The organism is Azorhizobium caulinodans ORS 571, assembly GCF_000010525.1.
Classification (GTDB): domain Bacteria; phylum Pseudomonadota; class Alphaproteobacteria; order Rhizobiales; family Xanthobacteraceae; genus Azorhizobium; species Azorhizobium caulinodans.
Genome location: NC_009937.1, coordinates 363,222 through 380,641 on the forward strand (window position 1 = coordinate 363,222; position 17,420 = coordinate 380,641).

The 17,420-nt window shown below is 67.4% G+C and carries 16 protein-coding genes; 7 read left to right on the top strand and 9 right to left on the bottom strand.

Annotated elements, in window-relative coordinates; genetic code table 11:
* Positions 1-62 precede the first annotated feature (62 nt).
* The 3 genes from argJ to AZC_RS01610 all read left to right on the top strand — a co-directional run bounded on the left by argJ (position 63) and on the right by AZC_RS01610 (position 2,412).
* Positions 63-1,304 (top strand): bifunctional glutamate N-acetyltransferase/amino-acid acetyltransferase ArgJ, encoded by a 1,242-nt coding sequence (gene argJ, locus AZC_RS01600; RefSeq protein ID WP_012168845.1) that lies wholly within the window; start codon positions 63-65, stop codon positions 1,302-1,304.
* Positions 1,301-1,705 carry a (deoxy)nucleoside triphosphate pyrophosphohydrolase gene (locus tag AZC_RS01605; RefSeq protein ID WP_012168846.1) on the top strand — a complete coding sequence of 135 codons (405 nt, stop codon included), beginning with the start codon at positions 1,301-1,303 and terminating at the stop codon, positions 1,703-1,705. Before argJ ends, AZC_RS01605 begins: the two co-directional genes overlap by 4 nt.
* A 440-nt stretch (positions 1,706-2,145) precedes the next feature.
* On the top strand, positions 2,146-2,412 hold the full coding sequence (locus AZC_RS01610; protein ID WP_043878755.1) for a hypothetical protein: 267 nt from the start codon (positions 2,146-2,148) through the stop codon (positions 2,410-2,412).
* 39 nt (positions 2,413-2,451) lie between these two features.
* Here the strand turns inward: AZC_RS01610 and AZC_RS01615 are convergent, their stop codons facing one another.
* The 4 genes from AZC_RS01615 to adhP all read right to left on the bottom strand — a co-directional run bounded on the left by AZC_RS01615 (position 2,452) and on the right by adhP (position 5,462).
* A complete protein-coding gene (locus AZC_RS01615) occupies positions 2,452-2,928 on the bottom strand; it encodes an acyl-CoA thioesterase (protein ID WP_081433866.1) in 477 nt (158 codons plus the stop codon).
* Positions 2,929-2,998: 70 nt separating this feature from the next.
* Complete coding sequence (locus AZC_RS01620; RefSeq protein ID WP_043878756.1) at positions 2,999-3,889, bottom strand: methyltransferase domain-containing protein; 891 nt, start codon at positions 3,887-3,889, stop codon at positions 2,999-3,001.
* Positions 3,890-3,930: 41 nt separating this feature from the next.
* Positions 3,931-4,305 (bottom strand): DUF1850 domain-containing protein, encoded by a 375-nt coding sequence (locus AZC_RS01625; protein WP_012168850.1) that lies wholly within the window; start codon positions 4,303-4,305, stop codon positions 3,931-3,933.
* A 131-nt stretch (positions 4,306-4,436) separates the two neighbouring features.
* Positions 4,437-5,462 (bottom strand): alcohol dehydrogenase AdhP, encoded by a 1,026-nt coding sequence (gene adhP / locus AZC_RS01630; protein ID WP_012168851.1) that lies wholly within the window; start codon positions 5,460-5,462, stop codon positions 4,437-4,439.
* Between the two features lie 345 nt (positions 5,463-5,807).
* Here adhP and AZC_RS01635 point away from each other — a divergent pair, with 345 nt between their 5' ends.
* Positions 5,808-7,199 carry an NAD-dependent succinate-semialdehyde dehydrogenase gene (locus AZC_RS01635; protein ID WP_043879913.1) on the top strand — a complete coding sequence of 464 codons (1,392 nt, stop codon included), beginning with the start codon at positions 5,808-5,810 and terminating at the stop codon, positions 7,197-7,199.
* A 43-nt stretch (positions 7,200-7,242) separates the two neighbouring features.
* Here the strand turns inward: AZC_RS01635 and AZC_RS01640 are convergent, their stop codons facing one another.
* Both AZC_RS01640 and AZC_RS01645 read right to left on the bottom strand, forming a co-directional pair.
* Positions 7,243-9,294, bottom strand: coding sequence for a TRAP transporter permease (locus AZC_RS01640; RefSeq protein ID WP_043879914.1), 2,052 nt, complete (start codon positions 9,292-9,294; stop codon positions 7,243-7,245).
* Between the two features lie 205 nt (positions 9,295-9,499).
* The gene (locus AZC_RS01645; RefSeq protein ID WP_012168854.1) at positions 9,500-10,441 is read right to left on the bottom strand and encodes a TAXI family TRAP transporter solute-binding subunit; all 942 of its coding nucleotides are present in this window, start codon (positions 10,439-10,441) and stop codon (positions 9,500-9,502) included.
* Between the two features lie 189 nt (positions 10,442-10,630).
* Between AZC_RS01645 and AZC_RS01650 the strand changes: the two genes are divergently transcribed.
* Both AZC_RS01650 and AZC_RS01655 read left to right on the top strand, forming a co-directional pair.
* A complete protein-coding gene (locus AZC_RS01650; protein WP_043878757.1) occupies positions 10,631-11,875 on the top strand; it encodes a glycerate kinase type-2 family protein in 1,245 nt (414 codons plus the stop codon).
* Between the two features lie 237 nt (positions 11,876-12,112).
* Entirely contained in the window at positions 12,113-12,715 is a 603-nt protein-coding gene (locus tag AZC_RS01655) for a GNAT family N-acetyltransferase (RefSeq protein ID WP_043878758.1), read from the top strand.
* A 12-nt stretch (positions 12,716-12,727) separates the two neighbouring features.
* Here AZC_RS01655 and AZC_RS01660 read toward each other — a convergent pair whose 3' ends face one another.
* Positions 12,728-13,057 carry a DMT family transporter gene (locus AZC_RS01660; RefSeq protein WP_012168857.1) on the bottom strand — a complete coding sequence of 110 codons (330 nt, stop codon included), beginning with the start codon at positions 13,055-13,057 and terminating at the stop codon, positions 12,728-12,730.
* 423 nt (positions 13,058-13,480) lie between these two features.
* Positions 13,481-15,874 (bottom strand): transketolase, encoded by a 2,394-nt coding sequence (locus tag AZC_RS01665; RefSeq protein ID WP_043878759.1) that lies wholly within the window; start codon positions 15,872-15,874, stop codon positions 13,481-13,483.
* A gap of 315 nt (positions 15,875-16,189) precedes the next feature.
* On the opposite strand from AZC_RS01665, the gene AZC_RS01670 reads away from it, so the two are divergent.
* Positions 16,190-16,987, top strand: coding sequence for a DUF72 domain-containing protein (locus AZC_RS01670; RefSeq protein WP_012168859.1), 798 nt, complete (start codon positions 16,190-16,192; stop codon positions 16,985-16,987).
* On the opposite strand, the gene AZC_RS01675 is transcribed toward AZC_RS01670, so the two are convergent.
* Positions 16,967-17,416 carry a potassium channel family protein gene (locus tag AZC_RS01675; protein WP_012168860.1) on the bottom strand — a complete coding sequence of 150 codons (450 nt, stop codon included), beginning with the start codon at positions 17,414-17,416 and terminating at the stop codon, positions 16,967-16,969. The genes AZC_RS01670 and AZC_RS01675 overlap by 21 nt on opposite strands.
* Between the last annotated feature and the right edge of the window lie 4 nt (positions 17,417-17,420).

The following is a 17,420-nucleotide window of genomic DNA, read 5'->3' on the forward strand; positions in this document are numbered from 1 at the left end:
GGGGCCTTGCCTATGTCATCGAGGTGCGGCACACCCAGCCTGCCAACTCTTTGAGGGCTGTCATGTCCGCGTCCATCTCCCCGCTCGCTCCGTCCGCCTTGCCCGAGGTGCCGCCTGTGCCGGGCGTGCGTTTCGCCACCGCCGAGGCGGGCATTCGCTACCAGGGCCGCACCGATGCGCTGCTCGTGGCGTTCGACAAGGGAACGGCCGTCGCGGGCGTCACGACCCGCTCGCTCTGCCCCTCCGCGCCTGTCGAGTGGTGCCGCGAGGCCCTGAAGAAGGGCAAGGCGCGCGGCCTCGTCGTCAATTCTGGCAATGCCAATGCCTTCACCGGCCTCAAAGGGCGTGAGTCCACCGCGCTGACGGCGCGCATCGCCGCCGATGCGCTTGGCTGCAAGCCCACGGAGATCTTCCTCGCCTCCACCGGCGTCATCGGCGAGCCGCTGGATGCCACCAAGTTCCAGGGCGTGATGGGCGATATGGCCGGCCGCCTCGCCGCCGGCCCGTGGGAAGGCCCCGCGCGTGCCATCATGACCACGGACACCTTTCCGAAGCTCGCCACCGCGCAGGTGCCCTTCGGCAACACCACGGTCACGATCGCTGGCATCGCCAAGGGCGCGGGCATGATCGCCCCCGACATGGCGACCATGCTCTCCTTCGTCTTCACCGATGCGCCCATCGCGGCGCCGGTGCTCCAGAAGCTGCTCTCCAAGCTGGTGGTGAACAGCTTCAATGCCGTGACCGTGGATGGCGACACCTCCACCTCCGATACGCTGCTCCTGTTCGCCACCGGTGCGGCGAAGGAAGTCGGCGCGCCGGCCGTGAAGGACAGTGCCGATCCGGTGCTGCGTCCCTTCCGCAAGGCGCTGAAAGCGGTTCTCAATGATCTGGCCGAGCAGGTCGCCCGCGACGGCGAAGGCGCGCGCAAGCTGATCCGCGTGCACGTGTCGGGCGCCGTCTCCAAGTCGTCCGCCCGCCGCATCGCCTTCTCCATTGCCAATTCGCCGCTGGTGAAGACGGCGGTCGCCGGCGAGGACGCCAACTGGGGCCGCGTGGTGATGGCCGTGGGCAAGGCCGGCGAGCCTGCCGACCGTGACCGCCTCGCCATCTCCTTCGGCGACATCCGCGTGGCGGCGGAGGGCGCGCGCGACCCGTCCTATGACGAGCAGGTGGTCTCCGACTACATGAAGGGCGATGTCATCGACATCCGCGTGGACCTCGGCCTCGGCAAGGGGGCGGATCGCGTCCTGACCTGCGATCTGACCAAGGAATACGTGGCCATCAACGGCGATTACCGCTCGTGAAGATCACGCTCGTCGCCGCCTGCGCGCTGGTGGATGCCGACAACCGGGTGCTGGTGGCCCAGCGCCCGGAAGGCAAGGCGCTGGCCGGCCTCTGGGAGTTCCCCGGCGGCAAGGTGGAGCCCGGCGAGCGGCCCGAAGCCTGCCTCATCCGGGAATTGCATGAGGAACTCGGCATCACGGTGAAGGAGGCGTGCCTTGCGCCCCTCACCTTTGCCAGCCACGGCTATGAGACCTTCCATCTGCTGATGCCGCTGTGGATCTGCCGCCGTTGGGAAGGGCAGGTCATCGCTCGTGAGCACAAGGCGCTGAAGTGGCTGCGCGCAGGCAAGCTGCGCGACATCCCCATGCCGCCGGCGGACGAACCGCTCATTCCGCCGCTGATCGACCTTCTCGGTCCCTGAAGCGGCGGCCGCATGGGTGTGCGGCTGATTCAAGGTTTTTCTTCAAGTATTTATAGATGAGTGTCCCGTCTGCTCGGTCCGCCCGCAGCGTGCGGTGCGGACGTTTGCGCGTGGGCTTCGATGTTATGAGCGGCCCGACGGTTCCGGTCCCGTTGTTACCTGAAGAGTGGCGGTAACAAAAAACCATCATCTGTCCTTGAGACTGCATCCGGAAGTTTTCGTCGCAGAAAAGCACCAATTAAGCGTGGCCATGACCGTTGCGCCGCGCTACCTCTTTCATCCAATATCATGCTCTCTGCATCCGGTGTGTATCCGGATTTGAACAATCATAAGTTGTGGGGCGGGATTTGGGGCGTTGGATGGGGACGGCTCGGGTCGGTTGGGTGGTCATGCTCGCGCTTCTGGTCGCGGCCTGCTCCAGTGGGCCTGGGGAGGCCGACATGAAGGAGGCGATGGACCGTCTGTTCCGGCAGGAGGTGGACACCTATAACGCCAAGGTGAAGGAAGAGAACAAGCGCCTCGGCCGGGCCAAGTTCGCTGAAAAATCCTATCCGGTGATCGCCCAGCTGAAGAAAATCGACTGCGTGCGCCCCGATTCGAAGCCCGGCTACATCTGCTATTTCGAGATGAGCCTCGACGGCATGCAGCAGAAGCGGCCGGGCCGTTTCTATGTGGAAGGTGGCTCCTGGGTCTATGCCCGGCCCTAGAGCCGGAGGGCGTGAGACCCGAGGTCCCGATCTGCGGCCTCACACCACCAGCGGCGCCAGGGCGCGCTTCAGATGCTCCGGCAGCGGCACCGGGCGGCGTGTGTCGCGATCCACATAGACATGGACGAAATAGCCCTGCGCCGAGGCCGTGTCCTCGCCCTGTCGGAAGATGCCGATCTCGTAGCGCACGGAGGTGTTGCCGAGCTTCACCACCCTGAGGCCGGCTTCCACCGTTTCCGGGAAGGTGAGGCTCTGGAAATAGGAGCAGCGGGTTTCGACCACGAGGCCGATGGCCGCGCTCTCGTGCGGGTTCACCCCGTCCGTCCGCATCAGATACTCGGCCACCACCGTATCGAAATAGGCGTAATAAACGACGTTGTTCACGTGGCCATAGACGTCCATGTCCGACCAGCGGGTGGTGATGGGCAGGAAGTGCGGGAAGGACGAGCGCAACGCGGGTGCCTCCCGTTCCCCCTTGGGCGCGGCGTCACGGGGAGCAGCTTCGGCCTTGGTCATCACGGATCACCCTCGTCTCGGACGGGGCGATGGTCACCACGCCGGCCGGAAGGTCAAGCCCGCTCGGCCATCAGGGCGTCTCGCCCGCCGGCTTTTCCGTGGTGCCGAGCGCGTCCGCAAGGCGCATCTTGGCCGAGCCGGGCCGCAGCGGCTTCTGCTGGCTTTCGTGCGGTACCCAGCCGGACAGCCAGACGATCTCGAACGTCGCCCGCACCCGTCCGTCCGCATCGGAGAATCGCTCCGCGTAGATTTCCGCCGCCCGCAGCAGGGTCGCCCGGCGCAGCGGCACGCGGCGGCGCTCGGCCAGCACGTTGCCCGCGCCCATGCGCCGCAGCTCGTTCATCAGCGTGAAGGGGGAGCCGTAGCGCACCACCACGCGATCTACGTCGGTCACCGGCAGAGCAAAACCCGCGCGCTGAAGCAGCCCGCCCATGTCGCGCACGTCCGCGAAGGGGGCGACGCGGGGCGAGACGCCGCCCGTGGTCTCACTCTCGGCTATGGCGAAGGCCTCGCGCAGCTCAGCCAGGCTGCCGCCGCCGATGAGGGCTGCGAGGAACAGCCCGTCCGGCTTCAACGCCCGGCGCACCTGCGCGAAGGCGCCCGGCAGGTCGTTGACCATCTGGAGCGCGAGCGCCGACACCACAAGATCGAGCGAACCATTGGCGAAGGGCAGGGCCTCCTCGTCCGCCACGATCGTGCGTTCCGATGCGGCAAGCCCCGCCGCGAGCGGCGCGGCCCGCATCAGCGTGCCGATGCCGGGATGGCCGGCGAGGGCGCGGGAGAGAAGATCGGTGGGGGTGCCGAGATCCACCGCCGTCTCGAAGCGCCGCTTCACCGTGAGCAGGCGCTCCGACAGGTCTTCCGTCGCCCGCTCCAGCAGGAAGGGCTCGGGGCCGAGGGCGAGGGCGCGGGCCTGACGGGCGCGCAGCAGGGCGCGATCGAAGACGAGGGGATGGCTCATGCGGGTGCATATAGGCGCTTCACGGCCGCGATGCATCCGTCTCAGGGACAGACGGAAAGCGTGACCGGATCGGCTCCGGCCGGCAGGAGATCGCCCATCTGCGTGCAGCGGCCTTCAACGCAGATGCGGTAGTCGGCAGTGGCGCCCGAGCGGCGCAACGCCAGCGAGGGGAGGGGCGCGGCCTTGGGGTGGGCCACGTAGCGGTCGCCCTGGAGCACGGCGTCCGGCGGCGGCTCCATGCCCGCCCCCGATCCCTCGATGCGCATCTCGGTGAGGGTGAGGCCCTCTGCGCTCGCGCGCCAGTCCTCCGCCCATTCCGTTTTCTGCACCGAATGGGTCCACAGGAGCGTGATCGCGGCGCCGAGGCGCACCGTGGCACCGGCGCCCGACAGGCAGATGAGCAGGGGAGCAGCCATGGGCGCGAGTTTACGGGCCGGCCTCCAAAAAGCGAACCCCGCGCCGACGGGCGCGGGGCCGGAGGGCCGGAAGCCACAGGAGATGCGGCCTCGGCGCTATCGAGGGGCCGGGCACTGCCGCCCGGCGTCCCTCAGTTCATGTTGAGGACGATGCGCCCGTCGATGCCGCCTTCTTCCATGCGGTGGAAGATCTCGTTGATGTTCTCGAGCTTGTCCCACGAGAAGTGGGCGGCCACCTGACCGTTGCCGGCGAACTCGAGGGCCTCCTCCAGATCCTGGCGGGTGCCCACGATGGAGCCGCGCACGGTGATGCGCTTCAGCACCGTGTCGAAGATGGGCATGGCGAACATGCCCGGAGGCAGGCCGCACAGGGCCATGGTGCCGTGGGCGCGCAGCACGTTGAACGCCTGTTCGAACGCCTTGGGCGAGACGGCCGTGACGAGCACACCGTGGACGCCGCCGATGGCCTTCTGCACCACGGCACCCGGATCTTCCTCACGGGCGTTCACGACCAGTTCGGCACCCAGCTTCTTCGCCAGTTCCAGCTTGTCGGGGTGCACGTCGATGGCCACCACATGCATGCCCATGGCCTTGGCATACTGCACGGCCATGTGGCCGAGCCCGCCGATGCCCGAAATGGCGACCCATTCGCCCGGCTTCACCTCGGTTTCCTTCAGGCCCTTGTAAACCGTCACGCCGGCGCACAGCACGGGCGCGGCCGGACCCCAGTCCAGCTTGTCGGGCAGGCGGCCCACGTAATTGGGGTCAGCCACCGCATATTCGGCAAAGCTGCCGTTGACGGAATAGCCGGTGTTCTGCTGGTCGGCGCAAAGCGTTTCCCACCCCGTGCGGCAGTGGGGACAATAGCCGCAGGCGGTGTGCAGCCACGGAATGCCCACGCGGTCGCCTTCCTTCACGCGCTTCACCCGGCTGCCGACGCCGACCACGGTGCCGACGCCCTCATGGCCGGGAATGAACGGCGGCTTCGGCTTCACCGGCCAGTCGCCCTTCACCGCATGCAGATCGGTGTGGCACACGCCGGTGGCGGCGATGCGCACGAGAATCTGCTCGGGGCCTGGCTCTGGCACGGGCACCTGCTCGATCACGAGGGGCTGGCCCAGCTGGTGGACGACGGCGGCTTTCATCATGTTGGTCATGGCCGGTCTCCTTCTGCCGCGGAGAAGACCGCAGGCCGCCGGGGCGCACCTTGATCCGCATCAAGCTCCTGCCAGTGACGGAGCGTTCACTCCGGCGGGCGGTATGGCGTTATTGGAATTTTTGCTCAACAGGTGTCGCAACGGCACCGTTGCATTGCTTGATGCGGATCAACGCAGCCGATGCGGCGCGGCAGGACAGTGCCGCATCCCCGGACGCATCGCTGATCGACGGGGAGCAGGGCGCACGGCGCCCGGGCGGTGCCGCGTGCGGGCGGCGTCCCTTGGGGCTCCAGCAGGATGCCTGCCGACCGGCGGGCCCGGTCCTCTCACCGAATGGAAACGGCCATGGCTTACGCAAGCACCAATCCCTTCACCGCCGAGGTCCTCCAGACCTTTCCCAACGCCACCGATGCCGAGGTGGTGGCGGCCATCGACGCCGCCCATGCCGCATTCCTGGGCTGGCGCGAGACGTCCTTCGCCTATCGCGCCCGCATCCTCCAGAACGCCGCCGACCTGCTGCGTCGCGATGTGGACGGCTATGCCCGCCTGCTGACGCTGGAGATGGGCAAGCTCTTCTCCGAGGCGAAGGGCGAGGTGGAACTCTCCGCCCGCATCTTTGAATATTATGTCCAGAATGCCGAGCGTCTGCTCGAGCCCGAGCCGCTGCCCGTGGCCGATCCGGCGGAAGGGAAGGCTGTTCTGGTCTGCGAGCCGCTTGGGGTGCTGCTGGCCATCGAGCCGTGGAACTTCCCCTACTACCAGATCGCCCGCATCATCGCGCCGCAGCTCTCGGCGGGGAATACCGTCCTGCTGAAGCACGCCTCCAACGTGCCCCAGAGCGCCGCCGCCTTCGAGCGTCTGATGCTGGAGGCCGGACTGCCGAAGGGCGCCTTCCGCAACCTTTACGCCACCCGCGCGCAGATTGAGCTCATCCTCAACGATCCGCGTGTCCATGGCGTTGCCCTCACCGGCTCGGAAGGGGCGGGTGCGGAGGTGGCGTCCGTTGCTGGCAAGGCGCTCAAGAAATCCACCATGGAGCTTGGCGGCGCCGACGCCTTCGTCGTGCTTAAGGATGCGGACCTTGCCAAGACGGTGAAATGGGCGGTCTTCGGCCGCCACTGGAACGGCGGGCAGGTGTGCGTCTCGTCCAAGCGCATGATCATCGTGGACGAGGTCTATGACGCCTTCTTCGAGCAGTACAAGGCGGGTGTCGCGGGCCTGAAGGCGGGCGATCCCTTCGATGCGCAGACGACGCTCGCGCCCCTGTCTTCGCAGGGGGCCGCGGACGAGGTGAAGCAGAAGATCCAGGAGGCGGTCGCCCATGGCGCCACCGCCATCGAGGTGGGCGCGCCGGTGCCGAACCAGGGCGCCTTCGTGCAGCCCACCATCCTCACCAACATCACCGAGGACAATCCGGCCCGCTACTGGGAGTTCTTCGGTCCCGTCTCCATGCTCTTCCGCGCCAAGGACGAGGACGATGCGGTGCGCATCGCCAACGACTCGCCCTTCGGTCTCGGCGGCTCGGTCTTCACGTCCGATACCAAGCATGGCGCGGAAGTTGCGAAGCGCATCTCCACCGGCATGGTGTTCGTGAACCACCCTACCATGGTGAAGGCGGACCTGCCTTTCGGCGGCATCCGCCGCTCGGGCTATGGGCGCGAACTCCTTGGTCTCGGGCTCAAGGAGTTCGTCAACCACAAGCTCATCGACGTGGTGGACATCGACGCGCCCTTCTGAGCGCGAACTCATCCCCGCGCGGCCCGCACCGCGCGGGGATCTGTCACACCGGACGCGGCGGCGCGCGCCGCACCTGGAGCAGGTGCCAGCCGAGGAAGACGGCGAGGAGCGCGAAGCCGGAAATGTCCGACATGGGCACGGCGGCGACGAAAAGCAGCGCCGCCAGCCCCGCGACGATGCGCTCGATGAGGCCGAGCGGTCCGAACAGCCAGCCGATGGCGATGGCCCCCAGCAGCCCGATGACGATGCAGGCCTTGGTGAACACGTAGGCTACCTCGACCCAGTAGCCGTAATGGGCAGCGATCTCGCCGCCCTGCTGGAGCATGAGGGTCGGCTCGTAGACAGCCATCACCGGAATGAGAAAGCCGGCGAGCGCGATGCGGCAGGCTTGCCAGCCGATGGCATCGGGCGAGGCCTTGGCGATGGGCGCCGCGGCGAGGGCGGCGAGGGCCACAGGCGGCGTCAGGTCGGCGATGATGCCGTAATAGAAGACGAACATGTGGCTGACGATCAGCGGCACGCCCAGCGAGAGCATGGCGGGCGCCGCCAGCGAGGCGGTGATGATGTAGGTGGGGATCGTCGGGATGCCGGTGCCGAGGATGATGCTGGTGACGATGGTCAGCAGCAGCGAGAGCCACAGCGTCTCCTTGCCGATGGACACCACCCAGCCGCCGAAGATCGTCGCCGTGCCGGTGAGCGTGAGCACGCCGATGACCGTGCCGACGATGGCGCAGGCCATGCCCACGGGCAGCGCCTGCCGGGCACCTTCCGCCAGCCCGTCACGGCAGAGCGCCAGCGTCGCCCGCCCGCCGCGGGTGATCCCGTTCACGACGATGAGCGCCAGCACGAGGCCGACGATGACCATGACGCCGAACTGGAAGAAGCTGGCGCACACGAGCCCGATGAGGATCCAGAAGGCGAGGCGTAGCGCGGGCTTTCCCGCTTCGCCGGCAAGGCTCTGGCCGAGGATGAGCACCACGGTGAGCGCGAGGCCTACGGCGCCGGCGAACAAAGGCGTGTAGCCCGCGAACAGCAGATAGACGAGCACGGCGAGCGGCAGCAGCAGATACCAGCCGCGCCGCAGCGCCGGGATCACGCGCGGCACCCTGTCCTTCGGGATGCCGACGAGGCCGTGCTTGCCGGCTTCCAGATGCACCATCCAGAAGGCGGAGGCGAAATAGAGGATGGCCGGGATGATGGCGGCCTTTACGATGGTGGCGTAAGGCACGCCGATGGTCTCGGCCATGATGAAGGCCACCGCCCCCATCACCGGCGGCATGATCTGCCCGCCCATGGAGGCGGTGGCCTCCACCCCGCCCGCGAAGGAGGCGGAATAGCCGAAGCGCTTCATCAGCGGGATGGTGAACTGGCCGACCGTCACCACATTGGCGACGCCCGAGCCGGAAATGGTGCCCATGAGGGCGGAGGAGAAGACCGCCACCTTCGCCGGCCCGCCCCGCGCGCGCCCGAAGAGGCCCAGCGCGATGTCGTTGAAGAGCTGGATCATGCCGGCCCGCTCCAGGAACGTGCCGAACAGGACGAAGAGGAAGATGTAGGTGGCGGAGACCGCGATGGGCGTGCCGTAGATGCCCTCCGTGCCGAAGGACATCTGCTCCACGATCTGCTCCAGCGAATAGCCGCGATGGTCGAGCGGGGCGGGCAGATACTGGCCGAACAGACCATAGAGCAGGAAGGCGCCGCAGATGAGCGGCAGGGCCGCCCCCATCATCTGCCAGGAGATGACGAACACCACCACGATGAGCGCGATGCCCATCACGAAATCGGCCTGCGAGATCTCGCCGGCCCGCAGGATCAGGTCGTTATAGAAGATCCACTGGTAGAGCCCGGTGCCGAAGCCGATGAGCCCCAGCCCCCAGCCGAGCGCCAGCGTCGCCTTGTTCGTCGAGCGGTGGTTGGCGATGAGCGCCGCCGAGATGAGGCACAGGAAGCCCACGTGCAGCGCGCGGATCACCTGGCTGGGCAGGATGGCATAGGTGGAGACGAAGAGCTGGTAGGCCGAGAAGGCGATGGCGATCCAGAACAGCAGCGTGCCCTTGAAGCCCGTGCCGAAGCCGGGCGGCAGGCCATGTTCCATGTCGTCGATGGGGGCGAAGGTCTGGGGCGGGGTGATGTCGCTGTCGGCGGGGATGCTCGGCGTGCTCATGAAGGCATCGCTCCACGGGTCGGCGCCGCCGGAGGCGGCTACGCGATGAGGCAGGAGGAAAACGCGGGCGGGTGGGCACCCCACGGCGCCCACTCAAACGTCGCATCACGGGCCGCCTGGCGCGGCGCAGGAACCCTCAGGGCGTGACGCCCTGCTCCTTGAAGTATTTCTCGGCGCCCGGATGGAAGGGCACGGGAGACCCCTTCATGGCATCTTTAAGGGAGATGGACTTCGCCGCCACATGGGCCGCCTGCAACTCCGGCAGGTTCTCGAAGATGGCCTTGGTGATGGCATAGACATCACCCTCCTTCATGTCCTCGCGCACCACGAGGAAGTTCGGCACGGCGGCGGTCGGCACGTCCTTGTCCTGCCCGGTATAGGTGCCGGCGGGAATGGAGGCCTTCAGATAGGGCGTGCCCACTTTCTCCACGACGCTCGCCGGAATCTCCACCACGTTGATCTCCACGGAGGTGGCGAGATCCTTGATGGAAGCAACGCCGAGGCCGGCGGACTGGAGCGTGGCGTCGAGCTGGCGGTTTTTCATCAGCTCCACGGATTCGGCGAAGGGCAGATATTCCACCTTGCCGAGATCCTCATATTTGAGGCCGGCGGCATTCAGGATGGCGCGGGCATTGAGCTCCGTGCCGGACTTCGGCGCACCCACCGAGAGGCGCTTGCCCTTCAGATCGGCGATGCTCTTGATGCCGCTGTCCTTGGACGCGACGATCTGGATGTAGTTGGGATAGATGGCCGCCAGCGCGCGCACCTTCTTGAGCGGCGTCTTGAAGCCGGCGTCCTCCTTGCCCGCCCAGCCGTCCGCGAGGCTGTCGGCGAGCGTGAACCCGATCTCGCCCTTGCCCTGCTGGATGAGGATGAGATTCTCCACCGAGGCCTTGGTGGCCTGCACGGAGGGGCGGGCGCCCGGCACCTTGTCCGAGACGATCTTCGAGATGGCGACGCCGAGCGGATAGTAAACGCCCGATGTGCCGCCTGTCAGGATGTTGATGAAGTCTGCCCGCGCCGCAAGCGGGGAGAGGGCGAAAACGGCTGCAAGCGCAGCAAGCGCGAGTTTTCTCAAGGGCGTTCTCCCAAATCAGTTTTGTTTTGCTTTGGGAGTGAGGCTATCGCCTCTCCGGCCAAAGGCCAGAGGCTTTTGCGGGCCTTCGACGAATTTCCCATGGTGAGCGCTGGCGGAGCCGCGGCGGCGTTGCCCTCGGCCTGCGCGCGCGCTAGGACTATTGGCATAAAGTATACAAAGGGGAACGCCATGCCGTCCGATCGGGACATCCTGCTCGCCCTGTTCGATGCCGCGCTGAATGCCGCCGTGCCCGAGGGCAAGTTCGAGGGCCGCCTGCCGGAGCCGCCGAAGGGGCGCACCATCGTGATCGGCGCCGGCAAGGCGTCCGCCCGCATGGCGCGGGCCTTCGAGGCGGCGTGGGGACGGCCCTGCGAGGGCCTGATCGTGACCCGCTACGGCCATGGCTGCGAGACGCAGCATATCGAGATTGTGGAAGCCGCCCATCCGGTGCCCGATCAGGCCGGGCTCGATGCCGCACGTCGCATTCTGGAACTCGCCCGCTCCGCGGGACCGGATGATCTCGTGGTGTGCCTCATGTCCGGCGGCGCCTCGGCGCTTCTGACGCTGCCGGCCGAGGGGCTGACGCTGGCTGACAAGCAGGCGCTGAACAAGCAGCTTCTGAAGTCCGGCGCGCCCATCGGCATCATGAACCGGGTGCGCAAGTCCGTCTCCGCCATCAAGGGCGGGCGGCTGGCAGCCGCCATCGCGCCCGCGCGGGCCGTGACCTATCTCATCTCCGACGTGCCGGGGGACGACCCCGCGGCCATCGGCTCCGGCCCCACTATTCCCGAGGCCTCGGACCCGGAAGAGGTGCTGCGCCTCATGCGGGCCTGGGGCATCGAGGCGAGCCCGGAGCTTGAGGCCGTCATCCGCGCCAATGTGGTCTCCGGCGAGGCCCTGCCCGGGCAGGAGGTGCACATGATCGCGACCCCGCTCATGGCGCTTCAGGCGGCGGAAGCCAAAGCCCGCGACTTCGGTCTCACCCCTCTCATTCTCGGGGACGCCATCGAGGGCGAGGCGCGCGAGGCGGCGAACGTCTTCGCCGGCATCTCCCGCTCGGCGGCCACCCATGGCCTGCCGGTGAAGGCGCCCTGCGTGCTGCTCTCGGGCGGCGAGACCACCGTCACGGTGCGCGGCAAGGGGCGCGGCGGGCGCAATGTGGAGTTCCTGCTGGCGCTCGCCCTCGCGCTGAAGGGCGAGGCCGGTCTCAGCGCCATCGCCTGCGACACGGACGGGGTGGACGGCACGGAGGACAATGCGGGGGCGTGGTTCGACGCGGCCATTCTGGAAGAGGCCCGCGCCAAGGGCCTCTCGGCCGATGCCTTCCTCGCCAACAATGACGGCTACAGCTTCTTCGCGGCGCTGGACCGGTTGGTGGTGACGGGGCCGACACTGACCAACGTCAACGACTTCCGCGCCATCCTCATTCGCTGAGCCGGCTCTGCTCCATAGCCGACAATGTTGCATGTTGCTGCGGCGCAGCAGGGCTGCGCCGTTCGCATGGCCTTTGTGAAGCTCTGATATATCAGCCGCTTGCTCCGCTCCGTCCCCGGCAGGCGCGGGGAATTGCTCCAATGTGGTAGGTCAGTTCCCTTGACCTTTGCTGCGATGCACATAGTTTCGCAGCACAAGCCGATGGGGGAGGCTGGCGAGGACATCAGGAGTTTCACCATGAGCGACGAGCGCGCACCGGGCATCATCCGCAAGCTGTGGCCCGGCGAAGTTCAGATCTTCCGTGAGCATCTCCTGCGCCTGGACACCGAGACCCGCCGCAGCCGTTTCGGCTCCGCCGTCAGCGACGAGTTCATCACCCATTATTCCGAACGGGTGTTCCGCTCCGGCTCCGTGGTTCATGGCTGCTTCGTGGACGGCGTGCTCCGCGCCGCTGCCGAGCTTTATCCCTTCTCCGAAATCCTGCCGACGGAAGGCGAGGCTGCCTTCAGCGTCGAGGCCGCGTTCCAGAATCTGGGTCTCGGCACTTTGCTCATGAGCCGCACCGTGCTGTGCGCCCGCAACCGTGGCATCCGCACGCTGCACATGAGCTGCCTCGCCCGCAACCGCCGCATGCAGCAGATCGCCCGCAAGTTCGACGCCGACTTCACCTTCGAGACCGATGAAGTGGTGGCGCAGCTGAAGGCGCCCTTCCCGACGCTCGCCTCACTCACCCGCGAGGCCACGGCCGATGCGCAGGGCATGGCCGGCGCGCTGTTCCAGGCCCAGTGGACCGCCGGCCAGCGCATGCTGAGCCTGGTGCTGAGCCCCACCGGGGCCTGAGTCGCCCGGCGGTCAGTGCACCGCCGTCTTCGATACCAGATTGACGATTAGGACGCCGGCGATGATGAGCCCGAGGCCCACCGCGCCGGCAAGATCGAGGCTCTGGCCGTAGAGCGCCCAGCCCACGCCGGCCACCAGCACGATGCCGACGCCCGACCATGTGGCATAGGCGATGCCCACCGGAATCGTCTTCAGCGTCAGCGACAGGCAGACGAACGCCACGCCATATCCGACGATGACGATCAGGCTCGGCACCAGCCGGGTGAAGCCCTCGGCTGCCTTGAGCGCCGAGGTGGCGATGACTTCGGCGACGATGGCCACGAACAGCAGCGCATAGGTCATGGATCAGGTCCGGCACGGGAAGTGCGTCGAAACACTATCGCGCGCGGCGTGGAGGTAAAATCCGCAGTTTCCCGCATACGGCTCGGAAAGGACGTATCCGACAATTCCCGAATTGCGCGGACGGGGCCAGCCGCCCCATAGCTGTCGCGATGCCGAGCCGTCAGGCTGCTGAACCCCAAGGGGCTGATCTTCGCCTTCGTGATCTTCCCGCAGGGCGATCCGCCGGCCCTTCCGGGCGCCTTCGGCCTGTTCGCGGTGGAACTGGCGCTCATCGGCACCCTGTGGGTGGTCATGGGCCATGTGCTGGCCAAAGCCGCGGGGCGCTTTGCCACCCCGCTCGGGATTTCCCGCAGCGCCGCCGTGGCGCTGGGGGGGCTCGGCTCTCCTGTTCGGCTCGGCCCTCGCGGCGATGGCGGGCGCTCCTCAGCCCAGCGCCCTGAGGTGGCGCATGGGGCGGCCGGGCGCGATGGCCTGCGCGGCCGAGACGATGGCAGCCGCATCGACGCCATGGTGGCGATAGAGATCCTGCAGGCTGCCGGTCTGGCCGAAATGCTCGACACCCAGCGCCCGCTGCCGGTGGCCCATCACCGAGCCGAGCCAGCCGAGCGTCGCGGGATGGCCGTCGATCACGCTCACCAGCCCGCAATGGCGGGGCAGGGGCGCCAGCAGGCGCTCCACATGGCTCTCGGCGCTGTAATGGCCCTGCTCGCGCGCCCGTGACGCGGCGGTCCAGCCGGCGTTCAGCCGGTCGGCGGAGGTGACCATGAGCAGGCCGACGTCCCGCCGGTCCTCGGCGATCAGGCCCACCGCCTCGATGGCTTCCGGCGCCAGCGCGCCCTGCACGGCGATCACCACCTCCGCGTTGGGTCCGGGCTCACGCAGCCAATAGGCGCCGTCCACCATGTGCCGCTTCTGGGTTTGCGTGAAGGCGCGGCGGGGCTGTTCCAGCGCGCGGGTGGAGAGGCGGAAATAGACCGAGCCGCCGGTCTCGTCCCGCAGCCAGTTGCGGGCCTCGTCCGGGCCGCCGCCGTCACGCTGCACGTAATCGAAGGCGAATTCCACCAGCACCGCCAGTTCGTCCACGAAGGCCGGCTCGAAGGCGGCAAGCCCATCCTGCGACATGCCGATGAGCGGGGTGGCGATGGACTGGTGCGCTCCGCCCTCCGGCGCCAGCGTGATGCCGGACGGGGTGGCCACGAGGATGAAGCGGGCGTCCTGATAGCAGGCATAGTTCAGGGCATCGAGACCCCGGCAGATGAAGGGGTCGTAGAGCGTGCCCACGGGGATGAGCCGGGCACCGAACAGCGAGTGGGAGAGGCCGAGGGCCGAGAGCATGAGGAACAGGTTCATCTCGGCGATGCCCAGTTCCATGTGCTGCCCGTCCGGCGAGAACTCCCAGTTGAAGGTGGAGGGGATGCGCTCGCGCTTGAACACGTCCGCCAGCTCCCGCTGGGCGAAGAGGCCGCGCCGGTTCACCCACGGGCCGAGATTGGTGGAGACGGTCACGTCCGGCGAGGTTGTGACGATGCGGCTCGCGAGCGCGCTGTCGCCCCGCGCCAGATCCTGAAGGATGAGGCCGAAGCCGGCCTGCGTGGAGAGCGAGGCATTGGGCGGCGGCGCGATGGACGGGACGGCCAGCGCAGCGTCGGAATAGCGCCGGGTGCCCTCGCGGCGGAAGGGCACGTCCTTCAGGAAACGCTCCAGCGTCGCGGGCGGCAGGGTGAGCCCCTCGAAGCGGTCCCACTCATGGCCCGCGCGGATGTTCATGGCGGCGCGCAGCGTGTCCATCTGCGTCGGCGTCATGAGGCCGGCGTGATTGTCCTTGTGGCCGGCGAGCGGCAGGCCGAAGCCCTTCACCGTGTAGCAGAGGAAGCAGACCGGCCGGTCGTGGTCGATGCCGTCGAAGGCGTCGAGGATGGTCGGCAGGTCGTGTCCGCCCAGATTGGTCATCAGGGCGGAGAGTTCGGCATCCGAGCGCGCCTCGACGAGGCGGGTCACGTCGCCCTGATCGCCCAGATCATCCATCAGGCGCTTGCGCCACGCCGCGCCGCCCTGGAAGGTGAGGGCGGAATATTCGCCGTTCGGGCAGGTGTCGATCCAGTGGCGCAGCTTCTCGCCGCCGGGCTCGCGGAAGGCGGCCTGCTGGAGCGAGCCGTATTTGAGCACGACCACCTGCCAGCCCATGGCCTCGAAGATGCCGATGAAGCGCTCGTACAGACCCTCGCGCACCACGGCATCGAGGCTCTGGCGGTTGTAATCGACGATCCACCAGGTGTTGCGCACGTCGTGCTTCCAGCCCTCCAGCAGGGCCTCGAACACATTGCCCTCGTCCAGTTCCGCATCGCCCACGAGGGCGATCATGCGGCCCTCCGGCCGATCGGTGAGGCCGTGGGCGCGCACATAATCCTGCGCCAGCGAGGCGAACAGCGTCTGCGCGACCCCGAGGCCCACGGAGCCGGTGGAGAAGTCCACGTCGTCCGTATCCTTGGTGCGGGAGGGATAGGACTGGGCGCCCTTATAGGCGCGGAACGCCTCCAGCTTCTCGCGCGTTTGGGCGCCGAGCAGATACTGGATGGCATGGAAGATGGGGCTCGCGTGCGGCTTCACCGCTACCCGGTCCTGTGGCCGGAGGGTGTGGAAGTAGAGCGCGGTCATGATCGTGGCGAGCGAGGCGGAGGACGCCTGATGCCCGCCCACCTTGAGGCCATCCGTGGAGGGGCGCAGGTGGTTGGCATTGTGGATGGTCCAGCTGGCGAGCCAGAGCGCCTTGCGCTCCAGTTCGGCGAGGATCTCCAGCTCTTGCGCCGTGGTCACGATGTCGTCCTCCGGATGGTCTGCTTCTTGGTGCCGCGCGAGAGGCGGTTCCGGGAGGATAGCGCCGTCCAGCGGGTGGTTCTTGCCGATCTATCCTCCGGATGGCGACTAGTTTGGTAGATTTTGCCGCCGGGGTGTCATCTCGCGGTATGACATTCCAGTTCTTGCGGCACGCCTTGTCCGCGGCGGAAACGGGTTGCCCCGAGAGACACCGCCGGCCACATCCCGCTTCCTCGCAGATTTTGAGGCGATTCCCGGCTCCGATGGGTTCAAGCTGAGCGGATCGCGCGTCAGGACGGACCCAAGGGAGAGAAAGCGATGACCATTCGCGTCGGCATCGGCGGCTGGACCTTCGAACCCTGGCGCGGCACCTTCTTCCCGCCCGGCCTGCCCCATGCCCGCGAGCTGGAATATGCCGCGGGCCAGGTGACGACCATCGAGGTCAACGGCACCTTCTACCGGACCCAGACCCCCAAGACCTTCGCCAGTTGGGCCGCGCAGGTGCCGGACGGTTTCGTCTTCTCCCTGAAGGCGCCGCGCTACGCCACGAACCGCCGGGTGCTGGCGGAGGGCGGCGAGAGCATCGCCCGCTTCGTGGAGAGCGGCCTTGCGGAACTGGGCGACAAGCTCGGCCCCATCAACTGGCAGTTCCCGCCCACCAAGGCCTTCGACCCCGACGATTTCGGCGCTTTCCTCAACCATCTGCCGGAGACCGTGGACGGGGTGAAGCTGCGCCACGCCTTGGAAGTGCGCCATGCCTCCTTTTGCACAGCGGAATTCGTGGCGCTGGCCCGAAAGCACAAGATGGCGGTCATTTTCGCTGATGATGACGACTATCCCGCCATCGCCGACGTGACGGCGGATTTCGTCTACGCCCGCCTCCAGCGGGCGCGGGAGGAAGAGCCCACCGGCTACAGCCCCGACGTTCTCAAGGGATGGCTCGAACGGGCGCGCATTTGGGAAGCCGGAGGCGTGCCCGAGGATCTCCCGTCCTATGGTGATCCCGCTCCCAAGCCGAAGAAGGCGGCCAGGCGCGACGTGTTCGTCTACATGATCAACGGCGCCAAGGTGCGGGCGCCGGCGGCGGCGCAGGCCCTACTCGCCCTTGTCCGATAGGTGGTGCACGCCCAGCTGCTCGGACAGGCGCGTCAGCACGGCGAAGATGAGGGCGGTGGACCAGCCGAACAGCAGCATGCCGTTCGCCGCCGTCACCGGTCCGAGCAGGCGCCAGGGCTTGGCGGGCAGGAGGTCGCCATAGCCGAGCGTCGTGAAATTCACGAAGGCGAGGTAATAGGAATCCTTGTCCTGCACCACGCCGTCCACTGCGACATAGGCCACGGCCCACACCGCCACCTCCACGAGATGGGCGAAGGTGAGGATGGCGCCGGTCAGCATCATGCCGAGCAGCAGGCCGCGCATGGCGTGGCGCAGGCGTACCCGCTTCGTGAACACGAGCAGCGCCCGCACGAGGAAGACGCTGGCCACCGAATGGATGACCACCGTGATGAGGCTGATGAGGATTCCGTAGACCAGCTCTGCGGGCATTCAT

What these genes read in the sequence shown, in the direction of transcription:
- argJ (WP_012168845.1), top strand. Translation starts at nt 63, where the DNA reads ATGTCCGCGTCCATCTCCCCGCTCGCTCCGTCCGCCTTGCCCGAGGTG.
- AZC_RS01610 (WP_043878755.1), top strand. Translation starts at nt 2,146, where the DNA reads ATGAAGGAGGCGATGGACCGTCTGTTCCGGCAGGAGGTGGACACCTAT.
- AZC_RS01615 (WP_081433866.1), bottom strand. Translation starts at nt 2,928, where the DNA reads ATGACCAAGGCCGAAGCTGCTCCCCGTGACGCCGCGCCCAAGGGGGAA.
- AZC_RS01620 (WP_043878756.1), bottom strand. Translation starts at nt 3,889, where the DNA reads ATGAGCCATCCCCTCGTCTTCGATCGCGCCCTGCTGCGCGCCCGTCAG.
- AZC_RS01625 (WP_012168850.1), bottom strand. Translation starts at nt 4,305, where the DNA reads ATGGCTGCTCCCCTGCTCATCTGCCTGTCGGGCGCCGGTGCCACGGTG.
- adhP (WP_012168851.1), bottom strand. Translation starts at nt 5,462, where the DNA reads ATGACCAACATGATGAAAGCCGCCGTCGTCCACCAGCTGGGCCAGCCC.
- AZC_RS01635 (WP_043879913.1), top strand. Translation starts at nt 5,808, where the DNA reads ATGGCTTACGCAAGCACCAATCCCTTCACCGCCGAGGTCCTCCAGACC.
- AZC_RS01640 (WP_043879914.1), bottom strand. Translation starts at nt 9,294, where the DNA reads ATGGAACATGGCCTGCCGCCCGGCTTCGGCACGGGCTTCAAGGGCACG.
- AZC_RS01650 (WP_043878757.1), top strand. Translation starts at nt 10,631, where the DNA reads ATGCCGTCCGATCGGGACATCCTGCTCGCCCTGTTCGATGCCGCGCTG.
- AZC_RS01655 (WP_043878758.1), top strand. Translation starts at nt 12,113, where the DNA reads ATGAGCGACGAGCGCGCACCGGGCATCATCCGCAAGCTGTGGCCCGGC.
- AZC_RS01660 (WP_012168857.1), bottom strand. Translation starts at nt 13,057, where the DNA reads ATGACCTATGCGCTGCTGTTCGTGGCCATCGTCGCCGAAGTCATCGCC.
- AZC_RS01670 (WP_012168859.1), top strand. Translation starts at nt 16,190, where the DNA reads ATGACCATTCGCGTCGGCATCGGCGGCTGGACCTTCGAACCCTGGCGC.
- AZC_RS01675 (WP_012168860.1), bottom strand. Translation starts at nt 17,416, where the DNA reads ATGCCCGCAGAGCTGGTCTACGGAATCCTCATCAGCCTCATCACGGTG.